19 protein-coding genes are annotated in these 21,468 nt (G+C 68.6%); 8 read left to right on the top strand and 11 right to left on the bottom strand.

Annotated elements, in window-relative coordinates:
* The first annotated feature begins 133 nt into the window (after positions 1 to 133).
* The gene (locus DKM19_RS10875; RefSeq protein ID WP_239514430.1) at positions 134 to 1,315 is read left to right on the top strand and encodes an ROK family transcriptional regulator; all 1,182 of its coding nucleotides are present in this window, start codon (positions 134 to 136) and stop codon (positions 1,313 to 1,315) included.
* A 462-nt stretch (positions 1,316 to 1,777) separates the two neighbouring features.
* Positions 1,778 to 2,458, top strand: a complete 681-nt coding sequence (locus DKM19_RS10870) for a GNAT family N-acetyltransferase (protein ID WP_110695595.1) — start codon at positions 1,778 to 1,780, stop codon at positions 2,456 to 2,458.
* A 288-nt stretch (positions 2,459 to 2,746) separates the two neighbouring features.
* On the opposite strand, the gene sigJ is transcribed toward DKM19_RS10870, so the two are convergent.
* Positions 2,747 to 3,691 carry an RNA polymerase sigma factor SigJ gene (gene sigJ / locus DKM19_RS10865; RefSeq protein ID WP_110695594.1) on the bottom strand — a complete coding sequence of 315 codons (945 nt, stop codon included), beginning with the start codon at positions 3,689 to 3,691 and terminating at the stop codon, positions 2,747 to 2,749.
* Between the two features lie 161 nt (positions 3,692 to 3,852).
* Here sigJ and DKM19_RS10860 point away from each other — a divergent pair, with 161 nt between their 5' ends.
* Both DKM19_RS10860 and DKM19_RS10855 read left to right on the top strand, forming a co-directional pair.
* Positions 3,853 to 4,581, top strand: a complete 729-nt coding sequence (locus DKM19_RS10860) for a hypothetical protein (RefSeq protein WP_110695593.1) — start codon at positions 3,853 to 3,855, stop codon at positions 4,579 to 4,581.
* 241 nt (positions 4,582 to 4,822) lie between these two features.
* Complete coding sequence (locus DKM19_RS10855; protein WP_110695592.1) at positions 4,823 to 5,083, top strand: SAV_915 family protein; 261 nt, start codon at positions 4,823 to 4,825, stop codon at positions 5,081 to 5,083.
* A 166-nt stretch (positions 5,084 to 5,249) separates the two neighbouring features.
* On the opposite strand, the gene DKM19_RS10850 is transcribed toward DKM19_RS10855, so the two are convergent.
* The 4 genes from DKM19_RS10850 to DKM19_RS10835 form a co-directional block, all read right to left on the bottom strand.
* Complete coding sequence (locus tag DKM19_RS10850; protein ID WP_110695591.1) at positions 5,250 to 6,524, bottom strand: glycosyltransferase; 1,275 nt, start codon at positions 6,522 to 6,524, stop codon at positions 5,250 to 5,252.
* Positions 6,521 to 7,741: a glycosyltransferase family 9 protein gene (locus DKM19_RS10845; RefSeq protein WP_239514187.1), complete on the bottom strand. Its 1,221-nt coding sequence runs from the start codon at positions 7,739 to 7,741 to the stop codon at positions 6,521 to 6,523. Before DKM19_RS10845 ends, DKM19_RS10850 begins: the two co-directional genes overlap by 4 nt.
* A 366-nt stretch (positions 7,742 to 8,107) precedes the next feature.
* Positions 8,108 to 8,551, bottom strand: a complete 444-nt coding sequence (locus DKM19_RS10840) for a dCMP deaminase (RefSeq protein ID WP_110695590.1) — start codon at positions 8,549 to 8,551, stop codon at positions 8,108 to 8,110.
* Positions 8,552 to 8,577: 26 nt separating this feature from the next.
* Positions 8,578 to 9,255, bottom strand: coding sequence for a dihydrofolate reductase family protein (locus DKM19_RS10835; RefSeq protein ID WP_110705634.1), 678 nt, complete (start codon positions 9,253 to 9,255; stop codon positions 8,578 to 8,580).
* Positions 9,256 to 9,424: 169 nt separating this feature from the next.
* On the opposite strand from DKM19_RS10835, the gene DKM19_RS10830 reads away from it, so the two are divergent.
* Entirely contained in the window at positions 9,425 to 10,093 is a 669-nt protein-coding gene (locus DKM19_RS10830; RefSeq protein ID WP_110695589.1) for an AIM24 family protein, read from the top strand.
* Between the two features lie 233 nt (positions 10,094 to 10,326).
* Here the strand turns inward: DKM19_RS10830 and DKM19_RS10825 are convergent, their stop codons facing one another.
* Together DKM19_RS10825 and DKM19_RS10820 are read right to left on the bottom strand one after the other, a co-directional pair.
* A complete protein-coding gene (locus DKM19_RS10825; RefSeq protein WP_239514186.1) occupies positions 10,327 to 11,631 on the bottom strand; it encodes a damage-control phosphatase ARMT1 family protein in 1,305 nt (434 codons plus the stop codon).
* Positions 11,632 to 11,909: 278 nt separating this feature from the next.
* A complete protein-coding gene (locus DKM19_RS10820) occupies positions 11,910 to 12,626 on the bottom strand; it encodes a maleylpyruvate isomerase family mycothiol-dependent enzyme (protein ID WP_110705633.1) in 717 nt (238 codons plus the stop codon).
* 880 nt (positions 12,627 to 13,506) lie between these two features.
* On the opposite strand from DKM19_RS10820, the gene chvE reads away from it, so the two are divergent.
* The 3 genes from chvE (at position 13,507) to mmsB (ending at position 17,555) form a co-directional block, all read left to right on the top strand.
* A complete protein-coding gene (gene chvE, locus DKM19_RS10815; RefSeq protein WP_110695587.1) occupies positions 13,507 to 14,649 on the top strand; it encodes a multiple monosaccharide ABC transporter substrate-binding protein in 1,143 nt (380 codons plus the stop codon).
* Between the two features lie 102 nt (positions 14,650 to 14,751).
* Complete coding sequence (gene mmsA / locus DKM19_RS10810) at positions 14,752 to 16,281, top strand: multiple monosaccharide ABC transporter ATP-binding protein (RefSeq protein WP_089205226.1); 1,530 nt, start codon at positions 14,752 to 14,754, stop codon at positions 16,279 to 16,281.
* An 8-nt stretch (positions 16,282 to 16,289) separates the two neighbouring features.
* The gene (gene mmsB / locus DKM19_RS10805; protein ID WP_110705632.1) at positions 16,290 to 17,555 is read left to right on the top strand and encodes a multiple monosaccharide ABC transporter permease; all 1,266 of its coding nucleotides are present in this window, start codon (positions 16,290 to 16,292) and stop codon (positions 17,553 to 17,555) included.
* Positions 17,556 to 17,592: 37 nt separating this feature from the next.
* On the opposite strand, the gene DKM19_RS10800 is transcribed toward mmsB, so the two are convergent.
* From DKM19_RS10800 to DKM19_RS10785, 4 genes are all read right to left on the bottom strand, one after another.
* A complete protein-coding gene (locus DKM19_RS10800) occupies positions 17,593 to 17,922 on the bottom strand; it encodes a hypothetical protein (RefSeq protein WP_110695586.1) in 330 nt (109 codons plus the stop codon).
* The gene (locus DKM19_RS10795; RefSeq protein ID WP_110695585.1) at positions 17,915 to 18,307 is read right to left on the bottom strand and encodes a DUF1622 domain-containing protein; all 393 of its coding nucleotides are present in this window, start codon (positions 18,305 to 18,307) and stop codon (positions 17,915 to 17,917) included. The genes DKM19_RS10800 and DKM19_RS10795 overlap by 8 nt, the downstream gene beginning before the upstream one ends.
* A 202-nt stretch (positions 18,308 to 18,509) precedes the next feature.
* On the bottom strand, positions 18,510 to 20,399 hold the full coding sequence (nhaA, locus tag DKM19_RS10790) for a Na+/H+ antiporter NhaA (protein WP_110695584.1): 1,890 nt from the start codon (positions 20,397 to 20,399) through the stop codon (positions 18,510 to 18,512).
* A gap of 495 nt (positions 20,400 to 20,894) precedes the next feature.
* Complete coding sequence (locus tag DKM19_RS10785; protein WP_162641421.1) at positions 20,895 to 21,212, bottom strand: hypothetical protein; 318 nt, start codon at positions 21,210 to 21,212, stop codon at positions 20,895 to 20,897.
* Positions 21,213 to 21,468: the final 256 nt, after the last annotated feature.

Here is a 21,468-nt window from a genome sequence, read left to right as displayed (position 1 = left end):
TCCATATTTCGGGATGCTAAAGGGGTCTTATGGCGATGGTCAAGCAAAAGTAAGTCACCATTAGGCATAATGAAGGCATCGAGAGGCGTAAGTCGCTTTGACGTGGCGGAAACGAGGAGTGTTGACTGTGCGCATGCTGAACGAAGCGAACGGTTCAATCGCCGGCGCGGGGGCGCTTCTCAAGATCCTGCGTGATGGACAGGCCCGTACCAGGGCCGAACTGGTGCAACTGACCGGACTGGCGAGATCCACCCTGGCCCAGCGCCTCGACGCGCTGCTGAGCCAACAGTGGATCATTCCAACCGAGGAGGCCATCTCGTCCGGCGGCCGTCCCGCCATCGCCTTCACCTTCAACCGCGCCGCCCGCGTCGTCCTCGCCGCCGATCTCGGCGCCACCCACGCCCGGGTCGCGATCACCGATCTGGGCACCGAGGTCCTCGCCGAACGCGCGGCCGAGATATCGATAGACCGTGGACCCGAGGAGACACTCGCCTGGCTCCAGCGCACCTTCGAGGAGATGCTCGCCGAGACCGGCCACGACCTGGACGAGGTCTGCGGCATCGGCGTCGGGCTGCCGGGCCCGGTCGAGCACAGCTCGGGACGGCCGGTCAATCCGCCGATAATGCCTGGATGGGACGGTTTCCCCGTCCCCGAGTGGCTCGGCTCACGCCTTGGCGCACCCGTCCTCGTCGACAACGACGTGAACATCATGGCCCTGGGCGAGCACTGGGCCGCCCGCCCGGAGGCCGACCACCTGATCTTCGTCAAGATCGGCACAGGCATCGGCTGCGGCATCATCAGCGACCGCCGCCTGCACCGGGGCGCGCAGGGCGCGGCCGGCGACATCGGCCACATCCGGGTGGCCTCGGCCCTCGACACCGTCTGCCGCTGCGGCAACATCGGCTGCCTGGAGGCCGTGGCGAGCGGTTCCGCCATGGCCGCCCGCCTCTGCGCCGCCGGCGTGGATGCCTCCGACAGCCGCGACGTGGTCCGCCTCGTGCGCGGCGGCAACACCCAGGCGGTCCAGCTCATCCGGCAGGCGGGCCGCGAGGTCGGCGACGTCCTCGCCTCCATCGTGAACTTCTTCAACCCCTCGGTGATCGTGCTCGGCGGAGACATCGCCGAGGCCGGGGAGCAACTGCTCGCCGGCCTCCGCGAGGTCATCTACAGCCGGTCACTCCCCCTCGCCACCCAGCACCTGACGATCACCGCCAGCGAGCTGGGCGACCGCGCGGGAGTGATCGGCGCCGCCGTCATGGTCATCGAGCACGTCCTGGCCCCCGGCAGCGTCGACCAGTCGGTCATCCGCGTCTGACCCACCCCGGGCGCCCTCGCCCGTCCGATCGTCCGTGTCCGGCTCGCCCCGGGCACCGTCGATCGTTCAGTCATCCGTGTCCGGCCTGCCCGGGCACCGCCGTTCGATTGCTCGTGTCCGGCCTGCCCGGGCGCCGTCGCCCGTCCGTGTCCGGCTCGCCCCGGGCATCGCCCCCGTTCGATCGTCCGCGTACGACCCGCCCGGACACCACCGATCGTTCAGCGGTCCGTACCCGACCCATCCTCGACCGTCCGGCCGTCCGTGTCCGGCTCACTCTCGACACCGTCGATCGTTCGATTGTCCACGTCTGACCCGCCCTGCCCGGACTGAGCCGGGAGGGGCCAGACGATTCTGAAGTACGGCTTCTCTTCAACGGCCACTGATCCTCCTCGACGAACCCGGTGCCAGTCGAACACAGACCGATCGCCAGGCGATTGCCAACCGTGGAACACTCGTTTGACTATGGATGCCGAACCGATCAGGACTCCCCGGCTCACGCTCATACCGCTGGCGGTGGAACACGCGGCCGAAATGGCCGAGGCGCTCGCTGACCCCGCCCTCCACGCCTTCATCGGCGGCTCCCCGGCGACCCCGTCAGAGCTCCGCGCCCGCTACACCCGCATGGTCGCCGGGCCTCCGCCAGGCCGTGACGAGGTATGGCTCAACTGGGTGATCCGCCTGCACCCGTCGCAGAACCTGAACAGGTCGGAAAACTCGGACGCCTCGCAAGGCCCGGACACGTCGGAGCCCACGGACGCGTCGCGAGACCTGGGTCGGCCGGAGACCGCGAGCGGATCGGAACCCAGCGACAAGACGGAGACCGCAGGCGAGACGGAGACCGGCGATGGATCGGAAGGCTCGAGCGGGTCCGATCCCCTGACCGGTTATGTCCAGGCCACCGTGACCCCCGCCGAGGCCTCCGTGGCCTGGGTGGTGGGAGTCCCCTGGCAGGGCCGGGGCATCGCCGGCGAGGCGGCGCTCGCGCTTGTCGCCTGGCTCAGGGAGCGCGGCGTGAGCACCATCGTCGCCACCGTCCACCCCGACCACGCCGTCTCGTCGGCCGTGGCTCGCCGCGCCGGCCTCGTCCCGACCGACGCCCGGGTGGACGGCGAGGTCGTCTGGACCTCCCAGCGGGCCGAGTGACCCCGGCGGCTCCAACGCCGCAGCACTCGCCTTACCGCCTGAAGTACGTGACCGGGTCACGAACATGACGCGGATCATGTCGTCACCGATGCGCTCTGCCAATGGCCAAGTGCGTGTGGTCCCGGCCCACGAAGGGCGGCCGCCACGGACCGGTGGCGTGTGATCATGCAAGGCGGCGTCGCTGCGCACCGCCCCGCTGAACGGCACCGAATCGCCCCGGGTTCGGCCGAGACCTCAGCGGTCGATTCCCATGGTTTCGCCGGTCGGCGTTGGGCGAGGTAGGCGGCTTCAGGACTCGTCCGCACCTCCTGAGCTCCGTACCGCTTCTGGCGTGTCCTGGATGCGGGAGAGTTTGTCGGGGTTGGTGACGGAGTAGATTCCCGACACCTGCTCCCCGTCCGGGCTGAGGTCGATGACCATGACGGCGAATGGGGCGTCGTCGGCGAACAGCACCGCGGACGGATCGCCGTTGACCGTCCGGTAGCGGACGTCCAGGTCTTCGGATGCGCGGGAGGTGACACCGGCGATCATGCGGGCGACCTTGTCGCGACCGTGCACCGGGCGCAGGACGGAGGCCCGGGCCTTGCCGCCTCCGTCGATCCACATGGTCACGTCCGGCGCCAGGATCTGCATCAGGGCGTCCAGGTCACCGCCGAGCGCGGCGGCGAGGAACCGTTCGGTCGCCTGCCGCTGGACGCGCGGGTTGGCCTGGTAGCGGGGGCGACGGGCGTGGACGTGCTCGCGGGCGCGGTGGGCGAGCTGCCGTACGGTGGCCGGGGCGCGGTCGAGCATGCCGGCGATCTCGGTGTGGGGATAGCCGAACACCTCGTGCAGGACGAACACCGCCCGCTCCAGCGGGGTGAGGGTCTCCAGCACCACCAGCAACGCCATCGACACCGACTCCGCGCGCAGGGCCGGCTCGGCGGAGTCCGGGACGGTGTCGGTGAGCAGGGGTTCGGGCAACCACGGTCCCACGTAGGTTTCGCGGCGGCGGCGGATGGCGCCCTGCCGGGCGAGCGCGTGGTTGACCGCGATCCGTACCAGGTAGGCGCGCGGGTTGGTGATCTCCTCGGCGCCTGACGCCCGGTTTCTGGGCGCCCACGACAGCCAGGTGTCCTGCAACACGTCCTCGGTGTCGGCCACGTTGCCGAGCAGGTTGTAGACGATCGAGAACAGCAGCTCGCGATGGTCGGCGAACACCCGCGTCGAGGTGTCATCCGGATTGTCGGGCATGGATGGTCCTTATGTCGTGTGCTTCCCCCCTTGAGAGGTGCGGCGACGCTCGAGTGTGACATCCCCTTCGAAATGAGTCCGGTGATCTGAGTAGGGGTGCTCAGTCACGGCTGAGTGTGCGCGCCCTCCCCCGCCGTCTGGATCTTCGGGACGATCGCATCATGAAATGGTGGGTTTTTCTGGTCGCGCTCGTCACCACGGTGGTCGCCGCGTGGCTGCTCGTATACGCCGATGTTCCGCTGTCCACGGTCCTGTCACTCGGGCTCGGCGCGATCAGCCTCATCTGGCTGATCCTGCTCCTCACCCTCCCCTGGAACCTGTATTTCGGAGCGCGTCAGGTCGTCCACGAGATCCACGTGTCGCGGGAACGCGGCATCGAGGTCCCCGACGCCCACGAGGCCGAGGCCCTGGAGATCGCCGGGCGCATGCGCCGCTTCGCCGTCGGCGGTCACCTCGTCTCGGCGGCGCTCCTCGCCGTCATCACCTTCTTCTCCGGCACCGAGGTGGGCTACTACTTCGCCGGGTTCTACCTGCTCAGCACCTTCTTCCGGCCGGCGGGCGCCTATTTCTCACACCTTCACAAACGGGTCACCACGCTGATGAGCGAGGCCCGTTATCCCCGCGAGGACATCGTGGCCCTCGTCTCCCGGGTGGAGCGTCTGACCACCGAGGTGACCGCGCTGACGGAGTCGGCCGAGCGGCTCCAGCGCGACGTCGAGACGCTCCACACCGACCTGCGGGTGGGCGACGAAGACCTGGATCGCCGGATCACCGGGATCGCCCGGCGCTTCGAGGACACCGTGGACGGTCTCACCGACAACCACGAGGTCATCAGCGGACTCAAGGCCTTCCTTCGGCTCGTCCGCACCGATTCCCTCGGCCAGGCCTGACCTCCGCCGCCCTTTCCGTGTGAGGTGCCGGCTGTGGGGCAGGTCAGCAGGGACCACCTCTGCGGGCCCGGGATCGTTCGGCGTCGACACGGCGTCGGATCTTTCCGGATTCGGGGCCGCTCGACGTCAATACGGCGTCAGCCCTTCGGCCGTTCCCGTAGAGATTCCGTAGGGATCGTGCCGCCAACTCCCTGCAAGGCCGTAACGTCCTTCTTGTAGGAATTCTCCGTAGGAGGAAGTTATGTCGGAAGTACCGTTATTCGTCCCGGTCCGTGAAGGCGCCTTCGCCGTGTCGTTGCGCCTGTTTCGGACCGCGTCGGGCAAGAGAACGGCAGCCGCCTTCTCTTCGCCGATCCGCCTGGCCAAGGTGCTCGGCGCCGACCAGCGCTGGATCCGGCTCAGCGAGCCCACGCTCCGACGCATGATCGACGATCTGAACGTTCTCGACATGGTGATCGACCCCGCCGGGACGATGACCCGGGTCTCCTCCGGGGCCGCGTGATGTGCATCCTCCATCAGGACCTGGAGTCCGCCCAGAGCGGCGAGCCGGCCGGGGGCCCGAAGCCTCCCACCACAGCGGAGAGGATCCTCGCGTACCTCTCCGCCCGGCCGCAGGCAGGATCCGTCGGAAATCAAGGCAGGTAGTACGGGGTCGACTCCGTACTCGCCTAACCGTGTGTCTGCTTTTCCGGTTCGCCCTCCCGGCCGGCTCCATTGCTCCTTGACGGCTCGGTGGTCCGAGGACGCGGGCCGGCTTCCCGCGACGACGAACCGTCGCGACGTTCTGTGAGCACATCGAGGTAGACGGACTCGGTGCGCCCCGCCACCTGCGGCCAGCCGTACAGGAGCCGGGCGCGCCGCTCGCCCGCCTTCGTGAGCGACGTCCGGAGCCGGGGCTGGCCCAGCACGTCGCGCAGCGCCCCGGTGAGGGCGCCCGGGCGGCGGGGAGGCACCAGCATCCCGCACCCGGCGACCGTGTCGAGATGGCCGCCGACCGCGGAGGCGACCACGGGCACCCCGCAGGCCATGGCCTCCACCGGCACCATGCCGAACGGCTCGTACCAGGGCACGCTCACCAGGACGTCGGCCGAGCGCATCAGGACCGGCACCTCGGTCCGGTCGACGCCGCCGATCAGACGGACCCGGTCCGACAGGCCGTAGCAGTGGACCATCCGGAGCAGTCGCACCGCCTCGTCGTCCTCGGGCGTGCCTCCCACGATGAGCAATTCGGCCTCCGGCAGATCACGCATGGCCTGCACGACGGTGTCCAGCCCCTTGCGGGGAACGATGCGGTCGATGCTGAGAATGCGCTGCCGTGATCCGCGGGGGGCGGCGGATCCGGCCGGGCAGAAGAGGTCGAGATCGACCCCGCACGGTATGACCACGATCCGCTCCCTGCGCACGCCCATCCGCAGGAGCTCGCTCACCTCGTCGCGGCAGGTGGCGACGACCGCGTGAGCCCGCCGTCCGATGTCGGCCTCGACGGCGATCCGCCCCGCCGGGCTGGTGTCCGCCACGCCCTGCCAGCGCCGCTTGACGGTGCCCAGGGCGTGAAAGGTCTGCACGACCGGGATCCCGAGATCCCGCGCGGCCATCAGAGTGGCCAGGCCGCTCATCCAGAAGTGCGCGTGGGCCACGTCGGGCGGGCGCTCGGCCCATCGCCGCGCGAGATGCGCGGCGAACATCGGCATGTACGGCAGCAGCTGGTCCTTGGGAAGGAAGATCGGAGGCCCGGCCAGGACGTGCTCGACGGTCAGGCCCGGACGGAGGAAGACCCGGTCCGGCTGGGTCACGGCCGTGCGCCGGGTGTGGACGACGACCTCGTGCCCTCTCTCCGCCAGCGCGGCGGCCAGGCCGGCGACATGAACGTTCTGCCCGCCGGTGTCGACGCCGCCGATGGCCGCCAGGGGACTCGCATGCTCTGATATCAGAGCAATTTTCATTTAACATCCTCTTTCGCGCATACCAGGCGGTTAACGGCCTCTACCACCTGATCGCTTGACACGGACGTAAGACACGGGTGGCCGGAAACCGGGCACACCCTGGCCTGGGTGCCCCGGCAGGGAGCTTGCTGATCACCGAGGATCACGGTCGGCACGCCGTACGGCGCCCATCGACCGGCCGGGACCACGGGAGCGAAGAGGCTGACCACCGGCGTGCCGACCGCCGCCGCGAGATGGGCCGGACCGGTGTTCGCCACCACCACCACGCTCGCTCCGGCGAGCACCGCGGCGAGCTCGGCGAAGGTCGTCCTTCCCCCGAGGTCGGTGATGGATCTCCCCGTGGACCCGTTCTTCTCCCAGTAGCCGCCCGGGAGGGCGGGGCCGCCCTCCACCCAGCCGTCCGTGAGGGCGCGTTCGTCCCCCGCCACGCCGCAGGCGAGGGTGGGCCCGCCCGCCATCCACTGACCCGAGAAGGCGGGTCCCGCCGAGAGGCCGTGCTGCCCGGCGCCGCCGGCGACCCTCGCGGTGAGCGCCCGCTCTCCGCGGCCGCCGGTCACCACGACCCGCCGGCCCGCGCGGACGAGATCCTGGACCGCCCGCGCCCAGCTCGTAGCCGGCCACGCCCTGGCCTGCACCGAGGCTCCAGGGTGCACGACCACGTAGCCGGGCGGCCCGGTGAGGTAGCCGACCTCGGGCAGCGGACCCCGTAGGGCAAGCGCTCCGCCGTCTCCCCGCGGCAGGTCGAATCCCGCCGCCCTGGCCAGGGCGAGCATGCGCTCGGTCTCGGGCACGTCCACGCTCTCGTCGACGACGTGCCGCACGTCGAGCAGCGAGGCGGCGTGGTCGGCGCAGATCGCGGCGGTCCTCGGCGTTCCGGCCAGCTTGAACAGCAGGGCGAGCGGCAGCGGCGACTGCTGGAACGAGGTGAAGATCAGCGCCTGCTCGGGAGCGACGTCCCTGATGATCCGCAGGAGCCGCAGGGCGTGCGGGCCGGTCATCGGCGACGGCTCGGGATCGATCCACGGTGTCCGCCACTCCACCACCCTGGACACGCCGGGCAGCATCTCGCCCACGGCCCGGCCGTGCGGTCCCACCAGCAGCACGACCTCCCGCGCGCCCTTGGCGACCGCGCGGATCGCGGGCCCGGCCAGCAGGACGTCTCCCGCGTTGTCCATGCGGGCGACGAGAACGGTGCCGGTCGTCGCCGCGCCGGTCATCGCGGCACTCGCAGTTCGCCGTGGAGGTGATGCGCACACGCCAGTGGCGGATCAGGAAAGGTCGCGTCTGATTCGATCGATCTCATGGGGCTGGCCTCTCGTCCGATATCTGAATGACTACCGAGAGCAGCGACCCTCAAACAGAAAAACTGGATATAAGCGCAGTTAAGGGACCTATCGGCCTATCCTTATAACTTTAAGTAGTTATTTTCGGGTTTATTCGTACTTGCCGGCCGACGGCGACACCCTCTCGCCGAGGGCGGTGACAGGCACGCCGAACGGCAGTTCCAGGCCACTCTGGAAGACCACCTGGGAGAACAGGCCTACGCGCTGCCGGCGTCGGAGGCGGCCGAGGGGGCTCGCACGTCAGCGGGAGAGGAGATGGACGTTGGGCTCGCGGGCGCGCTCCGCCAGCTCGGGGATCTCCAGCACGGTCACCCCGGCCGCCGCGAGCTCCTCCGCTCCGTGGCAGTCGACGAAGATCGCAGGCTCCCGCCAGGCCAGCACCACCCGGCGGGCACCGCTGTCCAGGATCAGCCGGGTGCAGGTGCGGGGACGGGAGCTGCGCTTGCTGCACGGTTCGAGACTGCTGTAGACCGTGGCCCCGGCCAGCCGGGGATCGTCGGGGGAGATCTTCCCGAGCGCCGACTCCTCCGCGTGGACGTGGGAGTCGGTCTCTCGCGAGTATCCGCGGGAGAGCTCCTCGCCGTCGGCGCCGACCACCACGGCCCCCACCGAGAACGCCGTCTCCGAGGGCGGGCACAGCCCCGCCAGGTCGCAGGCCAGCCGTAGCCAGTCATGATCGTTCATCGGACATCTCCCCCGTGCACGGTACGTCAGGCCAGCAGGTAGCGCATGAGCGTGACATCGCCCATTTTCCGGACCTCCGCCAGGTCCATCCGGCGCCGGTGATCGCGGGGGAAGTCGCCGTCGTGGACAAAGCGCGGGGCGGTGGAGTGCCCGACGAAAAACGGCGCCATGACGAGGTGAAGCTCGTCCACGAGGTCCTCCTGGAGGAACCGGGTGTGAACCGAGGCCCCGCCCTCGACCATCAGGCGGCGCACCCCGCGCCCGGCCAGGTCTTCCAGGAGGCGGCGGAGATCCACGGAGTCACCCGCGTCGACCACCGTCGCCCCGGTCTCGCCCAGGCGGGCGGCGAGCTTGCCGACGGCGGCCGACGCGGCATACACGATCTTCACCGCGCCGTCGTCGGCGAAGAAGCGGCTGGACGGGTCGAGGTCGCCCGCCGTGGTCAGCGTCACCTTCGCGGGCGACGGCGGCAGCCCTCGCGCGACCCGCTCCTGCCGGCGGGCCTGCGACCGGACCAGGAGCCGGGGGTCGTCACGGCGGACGGTGTTGGCTCCCACCAGGATCGCGTCGCAGGTGGCCCGCACCGCGTCGACACGGTCGAAGTCCTCGTCATTGGAGAGCAGGAGCCGCTCCGGAGAGCTGTCGTCGATGTATCCGTCGACGGACATCGCGCAGCTCAACAGCACATATGGGCGCGATCTCACGCTTTCCTTCCCGAGGTCGGACATCAGCCGATCGTAACAACCGCGCCGGGAGAATCTCCCACCGCCGTCTCCGGCGGTCGAGGGGAACGTCGAAGGGAACTACGGCGACGTCCGGTTCGTCATTCGTACGACTTTCCTCGGCACCGACTCGATACCGAAAGGCATCCCCGTGCGTAGCTCGTTCTTCGGAAACCTGGAGCAAGGCCCGCTCCCCGGCCACTTCGCCCTGCAGAACGCCAAGATGCTGCGGGTGCAGCTGAACGGAGAGGTGCTGGCGCGGCAGGGATCCATGGTCGCCTTCCAGGGACAGATGGACTTCGACTACGAGGGCTCCGGAGGGATGGGGCGGTTCCTGAAGAAAATGGTCACCGGCGAGGGTGCGCCGCTGATGCGGGTCCGCGGGCAGGGCATGCTCTTCCTGGCCGACAACGCCGACGACGTGCACCTGTTCTACCTGGAGAACGAGGCGATCACCGTCAACGGGACGAACCTGCTGGCCTTCGATCCGCAGCTCACCTGGGACATCCAGCGCATCCAGGGCGCCGGCATCGCCGCCGGGGGCCTGTTCAACACCACGATCCGGGGCACCGGCTGGGTGGCGGTCACCGCGCACGGCTCCCCCGTGCTGCTCGACACCTCCGGCGCGCCGACCTTCGCCGACAGCCAGTCCGCGGTGTGCTGGAGCGCCGAGCTGCGCGTGGGTGTCAACCGCACCATGAAGGCGGGCGCGCTGATCGGCCGCGGGAGCGGCGAGGCCGCGCAGCTCGCGTTCCAGGGTGCGGGCTTCGTCCTGGTCCAGGCCAGCGAGGGTCCGATCGTGCCGCAGAGCAACGGCTGATCGTCGTCCTGGCCCGGGCCGGTGAAGGCCCGATCGAGCCGCGGAGCAACGACTGATCGTCGTCCTGATCCAGGCCGGTGAAAGCCCGATCGTGCCGTAGGGCAACGACTGGTCATCATTCCGACCCAGGCCGGTGAAGGATCATGCCGCAGGGCGACCGCTGATCATCGCGAGACGGGAGACGCCGCCGGTGACGGCCAGGCCCGAAAGGGCCTGACGCCGCCACCGGCGGCTTACGATCTGGCCTGGATCAGGCCGTGTGTGCCGCTGACGCGCCAGGGCTGTCCGCTCGCCTCCAGAGCCGTGACCGTCTCGGCTCCGAGGCCGACCACCACCTCGGACTTCAGGGTCCGCAGGGCCGCCACCGGGCCGGGGAAATACCCGGTGACCTCGGCGAACGGCGTGGTCGGCGGCCAGTACCTGTCACCGACCAGGCGACGGTAGTTCAGGTCACCCTTCATGATCGTCAGCGAGGCGGAGGCGAAGTCCTTCCTCAGGTCGTCGGGCATCTCGCTGTACGGCAGGGGCGCGCACGAGAAGACATGTGCCCGCACGAGCAGCCGTCCCGATCCCATCGCCTCCCGGAGCCGGCCCCCGATCTCGCCGGCCTGACCTCCTGCTTCGGACATGCGGCGCAGGCAGGCCACCACGTCCGTCATCATCGCGTCGGACACGTAGTAGGGGGACGGCTTGACATGGAGGACGACCTCCCCCACGCCGCGGGCATGCAGGAGATGGTCGATCAGGACGAGGTCCGGCAGCAGCTCGCTTCCTGCGTTGTCCGCGACGAGGCAGATCCGCGAGGAGCGACCATCGGCCGCCGGAGCGCCGCCCGCCAGGCCCCGGCCGACCGTCGAATCGCCACCCGCCGGAGCGCCACCCGCCAGGGACCCGCCCGTCGCCGAAAGGCCGTCGATCATCGACCAGATGAGCGCGCTGTCGTCGGCCACCAGGCCCGGCACCTGAGCTGCGAGCCCCGAACCTCCGGCGGAGATCCGGAACACGAGGTCCGCCCGGTTTCCCCACAGTGCCCTCAGGATCAACGCCTGGTCCCGCTCCCCCACGTCCAGGGCGGGAAATCCGTCGAGCGCGCGGAGCTCGTCGTCGACGGCCTCACCGAACAGCTCGGCCTGCTTGAACGGCTCGAACGGATCTATGCCCTGCCACGGACCGGGATCGAAGTATCCGACCGCGGCGAGGAGCTTGCGGTAGAAGTAGCTCTCCGTCCACAGGAACGGCGCGTCGTCCCACCGCTCTCCGATGTGGCCCCGGTCCCAGCTCTCCCAGAGGTCCCGATCATGCATGGCACCCTCCAGCGGCCCGATCACACCCTCGGTGATCTCCCCGAGCAGAAGGTCGAGTGCCCGAAGCCGTTCCGGATCGTACGGCGTGGCGTCGCGGACCTTCTGGATCAGGGCGGGGTGCCGGTCGTGGAGAACCTTCCAGGTAAAGGAACCGGGAACGTCGCTCAGGATCACGGGCGCATCGGACGGCGCTCCGAACCGTCCGGGCCCCTTCCGGCTGTCACCGTCTGCCACTTGCCACTTCCTTCGACGCCCGGTTGACTCCTGCGGAGGGCACACCGTACCGGCCCGGCGGACCGACCGCCGCCTCGGCCGAGCCGAGGACGCCGCCTCTCCCCTCGTCCCGGCCGGGCAGGGCATCGCGGGGCGATCCCGTCCTCAGGGTCAGACGAGACAGGGCGGGATGGCCCCGTCGCGTACAGGGCGGCATGGCCCTGTCACGTGAGCCGGGCATGACACCTCGGGCTCTGCCGCCCGGGTCAGGCATGACACATAGGGCCCTGCCATCCGGGTCAGGCAAGACACCGCAGGGCGTCCTTGAGCCCGCCGTCAAGCGGGTGATCATCCGGCAACCGGCCGACCGTGGCCTCGACGAACACGTCCGTGGGCAGCCGTTCGCTCATGCCGTCCACCCGCACCGAGACCCCCTCGGCGGTCAGGCCGACCTGGACGCCCGATCCCTGCTCGCCGAGCACGAACTCGCCCACCCTGGCCCGCCACCACGCCCGCCCGCCGGCCTCGCCATCCGAGACGGGCGCTCCCACGTCGTCGGCATGGGTGGCGTACTCGGAGTCGTAGTGGAAGGCCTGCAGGCCAACCGGGTACGGCCCCGCCGAAGTCTGCAGCTCCGCCTCGCGGCCGAGGGACCGCATGCGCTCGCGCGTCTCCGCGTTCGCCCGCCGCCACTCCTCCAGCACCTCCTCGACGGGCACGTCGCGGCGCTGCCGTACGCACCACTGGTTGAAGCCGTTGAAGCCGCCTCCGGCGCCCTCGCGGGCGAGCATCGCGAAAAAACCGTCGAGGTCGCCGTCGAGGCAGGCGTGGTTGTACAGCTCCTCCCCGGCGAGATGCCCGAGGATGTCCCGCACCGACCAGCCCTCGCACCGGGAGGGGCGGTTCCAGCCCTCGTCGTCGAGGCCCGAGAAGTGACGGTCCAGACGGGTGGCCTCTGCGTCGAAGATGTCGAAAGGGTCGAGATCCGCCAGCGGATCCTTCGATTCTGGAGTCATGCCATCAGCGATACCCCGGAAGGGCGACGTGGAACGGCGGGTCACGTGCGCCGGAGGGTGTCCCAAGGACGCCGCCCGGAGCCGTACGGTCTCCGCGAGGTGGCCCTTGACGTCCATGCCGAGGATCCGCCGCGCCTCGTCCTCCGCGGAGGACGAGGCGCGGCGGCCCGAAACGAGGGCCGCGGGTGCCCGGACGCGTCTCGGAAGGTCCGTCGCAGCCGGTGCCGCCCCTTCCCGAGGAGCCGGAAGGCCCGTTCGCCGGTGCGAGACGCCCGGATGCCCGTTCCCGCCGACCGTGCGGCAGATCGGGCGGATGCGCGACGGAGCCGACGCCGACGGTCACGACCGGCTTACGATCATGACATTGTTTCCGGAATGTTGCAGAGCAGGTGTTAACGTTCACACAGGCACTGTCAACACGCCGTTCTATGTCGATCCGCGCTGCTCGGACGTGGGAACGGACCTCCGGGCAGACGTTGGGGGAGCATTTCTCACCAACGTTGATCTCCCAGGGGTTGACAGTCGGGCAATGCGGGCATTTGATGGCACGTCACAAAGTCATTCACGTCATCGCAAGGTTTATAAAGATCAATGTGAGCGCTAACACCATTAAGGCGGGCCTCGTAGGAGCCCACCTTCATGCCGCCGGAGGCACGGCTCGATCGAGTCGTTCCGCCTTGCGGCACCTGGACCAGAAGCGCCAGGGCAACGGCTCCGCCCCTTGTGGCTCCGGCGTGCCGCCCGAGCACCGGCTGCCTTCGGGACGCCAGGCGCTCCGGCTCTCTTTCAGCATCTCAGGAGGCAGCACGGCCCCCTCTGACGAGCATCCGGGCCTGGACTTCCCCGCCGAGCTGAACCCCCGTCACATGAAGGAGAGAACATGAAGCTAGCGAAGCTGGCCACCGCGTCGGTAGGCCTGGCTCTCGCCATGGCGATGACCGCCTGTGGCTCGAGCACCAAGACCGTCGATCAGGACGCGGCGAGTTCGGCGGCGCCGGGTGCGGCGGGTGAGGCCCTGGTCGGCGTCACCATGCCCACCAAGTCGTCCGAGCGCTGGATCCACGACGGCGACAACGTCAAGAGCGCCCTGGAGAAGCTGGGCTACAAGGTCGACCTGCAGTATGCGGAGAACGACATTCCCACGCAGGTCAACCAGATCGAGAACCAGATCACCAGGGGCGCCAAGCTTCTTGTCATCGCCTCGATCGACGGCACCGCGATCACCACTCAGCTGCAGGAAGCGGCCGACAAGAAGATCCCGGTGATCGCCTACGACCGGCTCATCCGTAACAGCCCCAACGTCGACTACTACGCCACCTTCGACAACTTCAAGGTGGGCGTGCAGCAGGCGACCTCGCTGCTGGTGGGCCTCGGGCTGAAGAAGGAGGACGGTTCCGACGGCGACGCCAAGGGCCCGTTCAACATCGAGCTCTTCGCCGGCTCGCCGGACGACAACAACGCCACCTTCTTCTTCAACGGCGCGATGGAGACCCTGAAGCCCTACATCGACAAGGGCACCCTCGTCGTCAAGAGCGGCCAGGTCGACTTCAAGACCGTCGCGATCCTGCGCTGGGACCCCGCCACCGCGCAGAAGCGCATGGAGGACGTGCTCACCAAGACCTACTCCGGCGGCGACGCCAAGGTCCAGGGCGTGCTCTCGCCGTACGACGGTCTGTCCATCGGCATCCTGTCCGCGCTGAAGAGCAACGGGTACGGCACCGCCGACCAGCCCTACCCGATCGTCACCGGCCAGGACGCCGAGGCCGCCTCGGTCAAGTCGATCATCGCCGGTGAGCAGTACGCCACGATCTACAAGGACACCCGCCAGCTGGCCGACGTCACGGTCAAGATGGCCGACGCCGTGCTCAAGGGCGGCAAGGCCGAGGTGAACAACACCACGGACTACGACAACGGCAGCAAGGTCGTCCCGTCCTACCTGCTCGACCCCGCGATCGTCTACAAGGACAACTACAAGCAGCTTCTGGTCGATTCGGGCTACTACACCGAAGACCAGCTCAAGTAGGAGAACCGGCGGCACGGTGAAAGGTGTCCGGTCGGCGGCGATCATCACTCGCCGCCGACCGGACATCCGGCGGATGGGGGCAACGGTGCGGAGGCGGACGGTATGACCGACCACATACTTCAAATGCGCGGGATCACCAAGACGTTCCCGGGCGTCAAGGCACTGCAGGACGTCAACCTGACGGTGCGAAAAGGCGAGATACACGCGATCTGCGGAGAGAACGGCGCCGGTAAGTCGACCCTGATGAAGGTCCTGTCGGGCGTCTACCCGCACGGCTCCTACGAGGGCGAGATCTACTTCGACGGCGAGCTGAGCCAGTTCTCCGACATCAGGCAGAGCGAGAAGCTCGGCATCGTGATCATCCACCAGGAGCTGGCGCTCAGCCCGCACCTGTCGATCGCCGAGAACATCTTCCTGGGCAACGAGAGGGCCAAGCGCGGCCTGATCGACTGGAACCGTACGAACGCCGAGGCCATGGAGCTGCTCGAACGGGTCGGGCTGCACGAGAACCCGGTGACGCGGGCGATGGACCTCGGGGTGGGCAAGCAGCAACTGGTGGAGATCGCCAAGGCGCTGTCCAAGCGGGTCCGGCTGCTCATCCTCGACGAGCCGACCGCGGCGCTCAACGACGAGGACTCGGCGCACCTGCTCAACCTGCTGCGCGGGCTGCGTGACGAGGGCATCACCTCAGTGATCATCTCGCACAAGCTGAACGAGATCCGGGCCATCGCCGACTCCACGACGATCCTGCGCGACGGCCGGACGATCGAGACCCTGGACATGAAGAACGACGCGGTCACCGAGGACCGGATCATCTCGGGCATGGTCGGCCGTGACCTCGACAACCGTTACCCGCCGCACGAGCCGACGATCGGCGAGGAGGTGCTGCGGATCGAGGACTGGACCGTGCACAGCCCCTCCCAGCGCGGTCGTGTCGTCGTGTCCGGCGCCAACCTGACGCTGCGCCGCGGCGAGATCGTCGGTCTGGCGGGTCTCATGGGCGCCGGCCGTACCGAGCTGGCGATGAGCGTGTTCGGCCGTAGCTACGGAACCGACATCTCCGGCCGCGTCTACAAGAACGGGCAGGAGATCCAGCTCCGCACGGTCGGCGAGGCGATCCAGCATGGGCTGGCCTACGCCACCGAGGACCGCAAGCGGTACGGGCTCAACCTGATCGAGGACATCAAGCGCAACATCTCGGCCGCGGCGCTGGGGAAACTGGCCAAACGCGGCTGGGTCGACGACAACGAGGAATTCCGAGTCGCCAGCGACTACCGCACCGAGATGAACATCAAGGCCCCCAGCGTCCTGTCGGTCACCGGGAAGCTCAGCGGCGGCAACCAGCAGAAAGTGGTGCTGTCGAAGTGGATCTTCACTGACGCCGACGTGCTGATCCTCGACGAGCCCACCCGCGGCATCGACGTGGGCGCCAAGTACGAGATCTACGCCATCATCAACAAGCTCGCCGACCAGGGCAAAGCCGTCCTGGTCATATCCTCGGAGCTTCCCGAGCTCCTCGGTATCTGCGATCGCATCTACGCGCTGTCCGCCGGACGCGTCACCGGTGAGGTCTCAAGGGCGGACGCCACCCCGGAGCGGCTCATGCAGTTCATGACCAAGGAAAAGGAGTAATGGCACAGATGAGCAGCAGCGGTCAGGCCCCTCCACGTGAAACCTCTCCCGCTCCCGCGAGCGGAAGCCTTCCTCCCGTTCCCGCAGCGGCGTCGGGAGGCCGTTTCTCCATCAACCTGCGGCAGAGCGGCATCTACATCGCCTTCGCGTTGATCATTGTTCTGTTCTCCGTCGTCACCGACGGTGAGCTGCTCAAGCCGCAGAACATCTCCAACATCATCGTGCAGAACTCCTACATCCTGATCCTCGCGATCGGCATGATCCTGATCATCATCGCCGGCCACATCGACCTGTCGGTGGGATCGGTGGTGGCGCTCACCGGTGCGATAGCAGCGGTGCTGATGGTCAACATGCACGTGGCATGGCCACTGGCGATCATCATCACGCTCGTCTCCGGCGCGCTGATCGGGGCGTGGCAGGGCTACTGGGTCGCCTACTTCGGCATACCGGCGTTCATCGTGACCCTGGGCGGTCTGCTGATCTTCCGGGCTCTGACGCTGACCGTGCTCGGCAACCAGGGCATCGGCCCGTTCCCCGACGAGGTCCGCACGCTGGCCAACGGCTTCACCTCCTCCTACCTCGGCAACATCGGCCTTGGCCCGCTCGGGGGCGCCGACCTGCTGACGCTGCTCGTCGGACTGGCCGCGGTGGCCTCGATCATCGGTACGCAGTGGCGCACCCGCCAGGGACGCATCGGCTACCGGCAGCAGGTCGACGCGCTGCCCCTGTTCATCCTCAAGATCGTCGCCGCTGTCGCGGTCGTGATGGCGGTCATCATCCAGCTGGCCAGGTTCAAGAACCTGCCCTGGGTGCTGGTCCTCCTCGCGGTCCTCGTCCTGGCCTACACCCTGCTGACCAACCGCGCCGTCTTCGGCCGCCACATCTATGCCATCGGTGGCAACCTGAACGCCGCGAGCCTGTCCGGGATCAAGGTCAAGTCCGTCACGTTCTGGATCTTCGTCAACATGGGCGTGCTCGCCGCACTCGCCGGAGTGATCTTCGCCGGCCGGCTGAACCAGGCGGGTCCCACGGCGGGCACCAGCTTCGAGCTGGATGCCATCGCCGCCGCGTTCATCGGCGGCGCGGCCGTTCAGGGCGGTGTCGGCAAGGTGATCGGCGCCATCACCGGCGGTCTGATCATGGCTGTGATCAACAACGGCATGTCCCTCATCGGCGCGCCCAGCGAGCGGGTGCTGCTCATCAAGGGCCTGGTGCTGCTCGCCGCCGTGGCCTTCGACGTCTGGACGAAGCGCCGCGCCGGCGCGTCGACCTGATCCCCTCGCCGGTCTCCTTCCTGGCCCCCGCACCCCCCTACCGGTTCCCCTGCCCGGGCCTCCTCGACGTCGCGTCCGCGTCGGACGCCTGATGATCACCACCCCATCGCATCCGCCCTTCCCACCCCAGCGGGAGCGAGAAGCCGGCGATGGCGACCTTGCGGATCACCACCGTGAGGGCCGCCACGGCGATCGCCGTCCAGGTCTGCGCCATGGAGAGGCGGAGAAGCCCGGCCGCCAGAAGGAAGTCCAGCAACACCGCCATCGCGGTTCTGGGGCCGCCCCCGGCGAACAGGACGGCGAGCGCGCAGACCAGTCCCGCGGCGACGATCAGGGTGACGCCCGTCCGGACGAGTTGCTCAGGCATTCTCGGCACCGGACGCGGGAGGACGGGGGGCGGCGTTCACCGTACGCCCCTCCCTCTCGATCTCCCTGCTCAGGAAGAAGTTCAGCGCCGTTCTGATGGCCGCGATCGCCGCCAGCTGCCCTATCTGCGTGAAGGTCGGCGCGATGGCCGTACGCAGCACATCGCTGGCCAGCTGGAACTCCAGGCCCAGTGCGAGAAACCGTCCCAGGAACAGGCGTACGGCGATGAAGCCGTTGTCGTCACGCCGTCGTACGGCGACCAGGAGAAAGCGCACGAAGGCCACCGCCGCGCCGCCGAAGATGACAATCGCGCCGGCGGCCTCGACGAGGCGGACCAGCAGGTTGACGATCTCCCGGAGGGTCTCCTCGGGTAAGAGATCAAGCATGTGCTGCTGATTACCCCTCGGCCCCCGGCCTAACCGGAGGACGTGACCTCACGCCCGGCCGACCGCACCCCGGCCGCCCCCGCCCGTCGGTCGCCCTCCCCCACAACCGGTAACCGGTCGCGGCCAACCGTGTCCCCGGCTGTCCCCGGCTGTCCCCGGCTGTCCCCGGCTGTCCCCGGCTGTCCCCGGCCTGCCGATCGGCCTACGATCTGATCGCCGCGCGCGCACGGGCCGCCCGCACCGCGGCGGAGAGCGTGGCGATGTCGTAGGAGCCCTGGTGCCGCAGCCCGTTGAGGAAGAACGTCGGTGTGCCCGCCACGCCGCTCAGGTCGGCGGAGTCCACGTCCTCGGCGACCCGGGCGGTGCCGAGGTGCTCCCGCAGGTCCCGATGGAACTGCTCGACGTCGAGACCGAGAACCTCCGCGTGGCGGATCAGATCGCGTACGCTCAGCTCGCCCTGGTCCTCCAGCAGCCGGTCGTGCATCTCCCAGAACGCCCCCTGCGCGGCCGCGGCCTCGGAGGCCTCCGCCGCCAGTTGCGCGTTCGGATGGACGTCGTTGAGCGGCAGGTGCCGCCAGACGTAACGGACGTCGCCGAAGTCGGCGAGCAGCTCGCGGACGACGGATTCCGCCTGGCCGCAGTAGGGGCACTCGAAGTCCCCGTACTCGACCACCGTCACGGGCGCCTCCGCGGGCCCGCGCACGTGGTCACGGCGCGAGTCGACCGGCGCGGCCAGGTCGACGAGGGACTCGGCCGTGCCGAACAGCGCGCGGATCCGGACGCGCAGCGGCAGGAACGCGGTCGCCTGGGCGACCACCCAGGTCAGAACGGACGCGCAGATCGCCGCGCTGAGCACGCCGATCTTCGCCTCCTCCAGCTCGGTGCCGCTGAAGGCGATGCTCGCGACGAGCAGGGAGACGGTGAAGCCGATGCCGGCGATCGTGCCGCCGCCCAGGACGGCGGCCCAGCCCACCGGCGGACGGAGCCGGCCACGGCTCAACCGCGTGACGAGCCACGAGACGGCGACGATCCCGACCGGTTTTCCCAGGAGGTAGCCGAACAGGATCCCGAGCGTGATCGGCGAGGTGAAGGCACGGGAGAGGAGGGCGCCGTCGATCGCGATTCCGATGTTGGAGAGCGCGAACAGCGGCACGATCACGTAGCTGGTCCACGGATGATAGAGCTGCTGCAACCTCTCGTTCGGCGAGATCGCCGACACGAGTCCCTGCTGGGCCGAACGCGCGAACTCCGGTGTCGGCTGCTCTCGGAACAGCCGGAACAGGCCGCTCGCACGCTCGAGATCGCTGCGTGCCGCCGGATACGCGAAGGTCAGCAGCCCCATCGCCAGGCCGACGACAAGCGGATCGACGCCGGATTTGAAGAGCGCCACCCACGTGGCCGCGCCGAGCAGTCCGTACACCAGCCCGTAGCGCACCCCATTGGCGCGCACGAGCAGGGTCACTCCGAAGATCCCGCACGCGGCCACGAACGCGGACATGGAGATGTGGCCGCTGTAGACGACCACGATGACGCCGAGCGCGACGATGTCGTCGACGACGCTGATGTTGAGCATGAAGGCGCGCAGGCGTTCGGGGAAGCGGGTCCCGACGAGTGCGAGGATCCCGAGCGCGAACGCCGTGTCCGTCGACATCGCCGCGCCCCAGCCGTGCGCGGAGGGGAGCCCGGCGTTCACCGCGAGATAGATCATGACGGGAACGACCATCCCGCCGATGCCCACCAGGAGCGGCAGCGCCATCCGCCGCCGCTCGCGCAGCTCGCCCATGTCGAACTCGCGGCGCGCCTCCAGACCGATGACGAAGAAGTAGAACGTCATCAGCCCGTTGTTCATCCAGTGACGGAGATCCTGTGACACACCCATGTCACCGACGCGGATCGAGAGCTGCGTCCCCCAGAACGCCTCATACGATGACGAGTCCGTGTTCGCCCACAGGAGCGCGAGGACCGTCGCGACGAGCAGGAGCGCGGCGCTGCCGGTCTCGGTACGGAGGAACTCGCGCAGGGGCGTCTGGAGATTTCGTGCCCATGCGGTCCGCTCGGAGAACGATGAGCTGGATGTTTGCGGTCCCGTCATCCCGTAATTCTGTCCCACCCTGAAAAAGGGGCCGCGGTGCCCCGCCTCCCACCGAATGGGGTCGGCTCCCGGGTCCGGCTCACCCTGTCGTTCTCGACCGTGGCCGAACCCGGAAGCCCCCGATCCGATGGCCCGTCACAACCTCGCCGGGAAAACCGGTTCCCCCCCAGGAAGCGGCTGTCCGGCGGTGCTATCCGATCAAAGTTCGGAGACAGGCCATCGGATCCGGAGGACGGATCGATCTGGAGATCGTTTCCTACATCGCGAACTGGGGACGCGGAGCCGGGTCCTGGTCGAGATGACGTCGATGGCGACCTGGTGAATCCGTCGCGGAACGGAGACTCGGAGCCGGATCCTGATCGGGATGACGTCGATGGCGACCTGAGGAATCCGTTCGTGCCTGTCGGGGCGCGGAGCCACCGCCCGGAAGTTCTTCAGCTTGTTGAGCTGTGGCCCCGCCTACCGACGCGCTCTCCTCGAACTCGGCGCCCATGCCTAGCGCCCGTGCCCGTGGTCACCGGAGTTCCCGTGACCGGAGTCGCCGTGACCGGAGTCACCATGGTGGTCCGAGTTCCCGTGGTGGTCCGAGTGCCCGTGGTCGCTGTGGTCGCCGTGGTGGCCGGAGAAGTGCTTGCGGTCGAAGCCAAGGTGCCGGATGGAGGCAGACGTCAGGCGCCTCCACTTGCCGTGGCTCCACTGGTAGAAGTGGTGGCCGTCATACCGGTAGCGGTGCCCCTGAATGGAGAGGTAAAGGCTGCCGTTCTTGCTGTAGCGGCTCCACCACCGGTGTCCGTCCCAGCTCCGGCTTACCACTTTTACGACCTTTACCACCTCCTGTCGGGTGGCAACGGTGGCAGTGTGGCTGTCACTCTCGTATGTGGCCGCCGATGCCGCGCCCCCGGCCGCGAAGATGATCCCGCCCGCCACTGCGAGAGTGGCGGTAGCGGTTGCCAGACGACGTGTGATCTTGCTCATGATGGTGTTTCCCCCTGGTTGTGCACGCTGGTCCAGTGACTCCAGACGATGGGCGTGCTCTGTGTTACATGAGTGTTAACCAGAGGTGTGTCCC

It is taken from the genome of Streptosporangium sp. 'caverna', assembly GCF_003203775.1.
GTDB lineage: Bacteria > Actinomycetota > Actinomycetes > Streptosporangiales > Streptosporangiaceae > Streptosporangium > Streptosporangium subroseum.
Note: the sequence above shows the minus strand (reverse complement) of the source record. Positions and strands in the feature narration are given on the sequence as shown.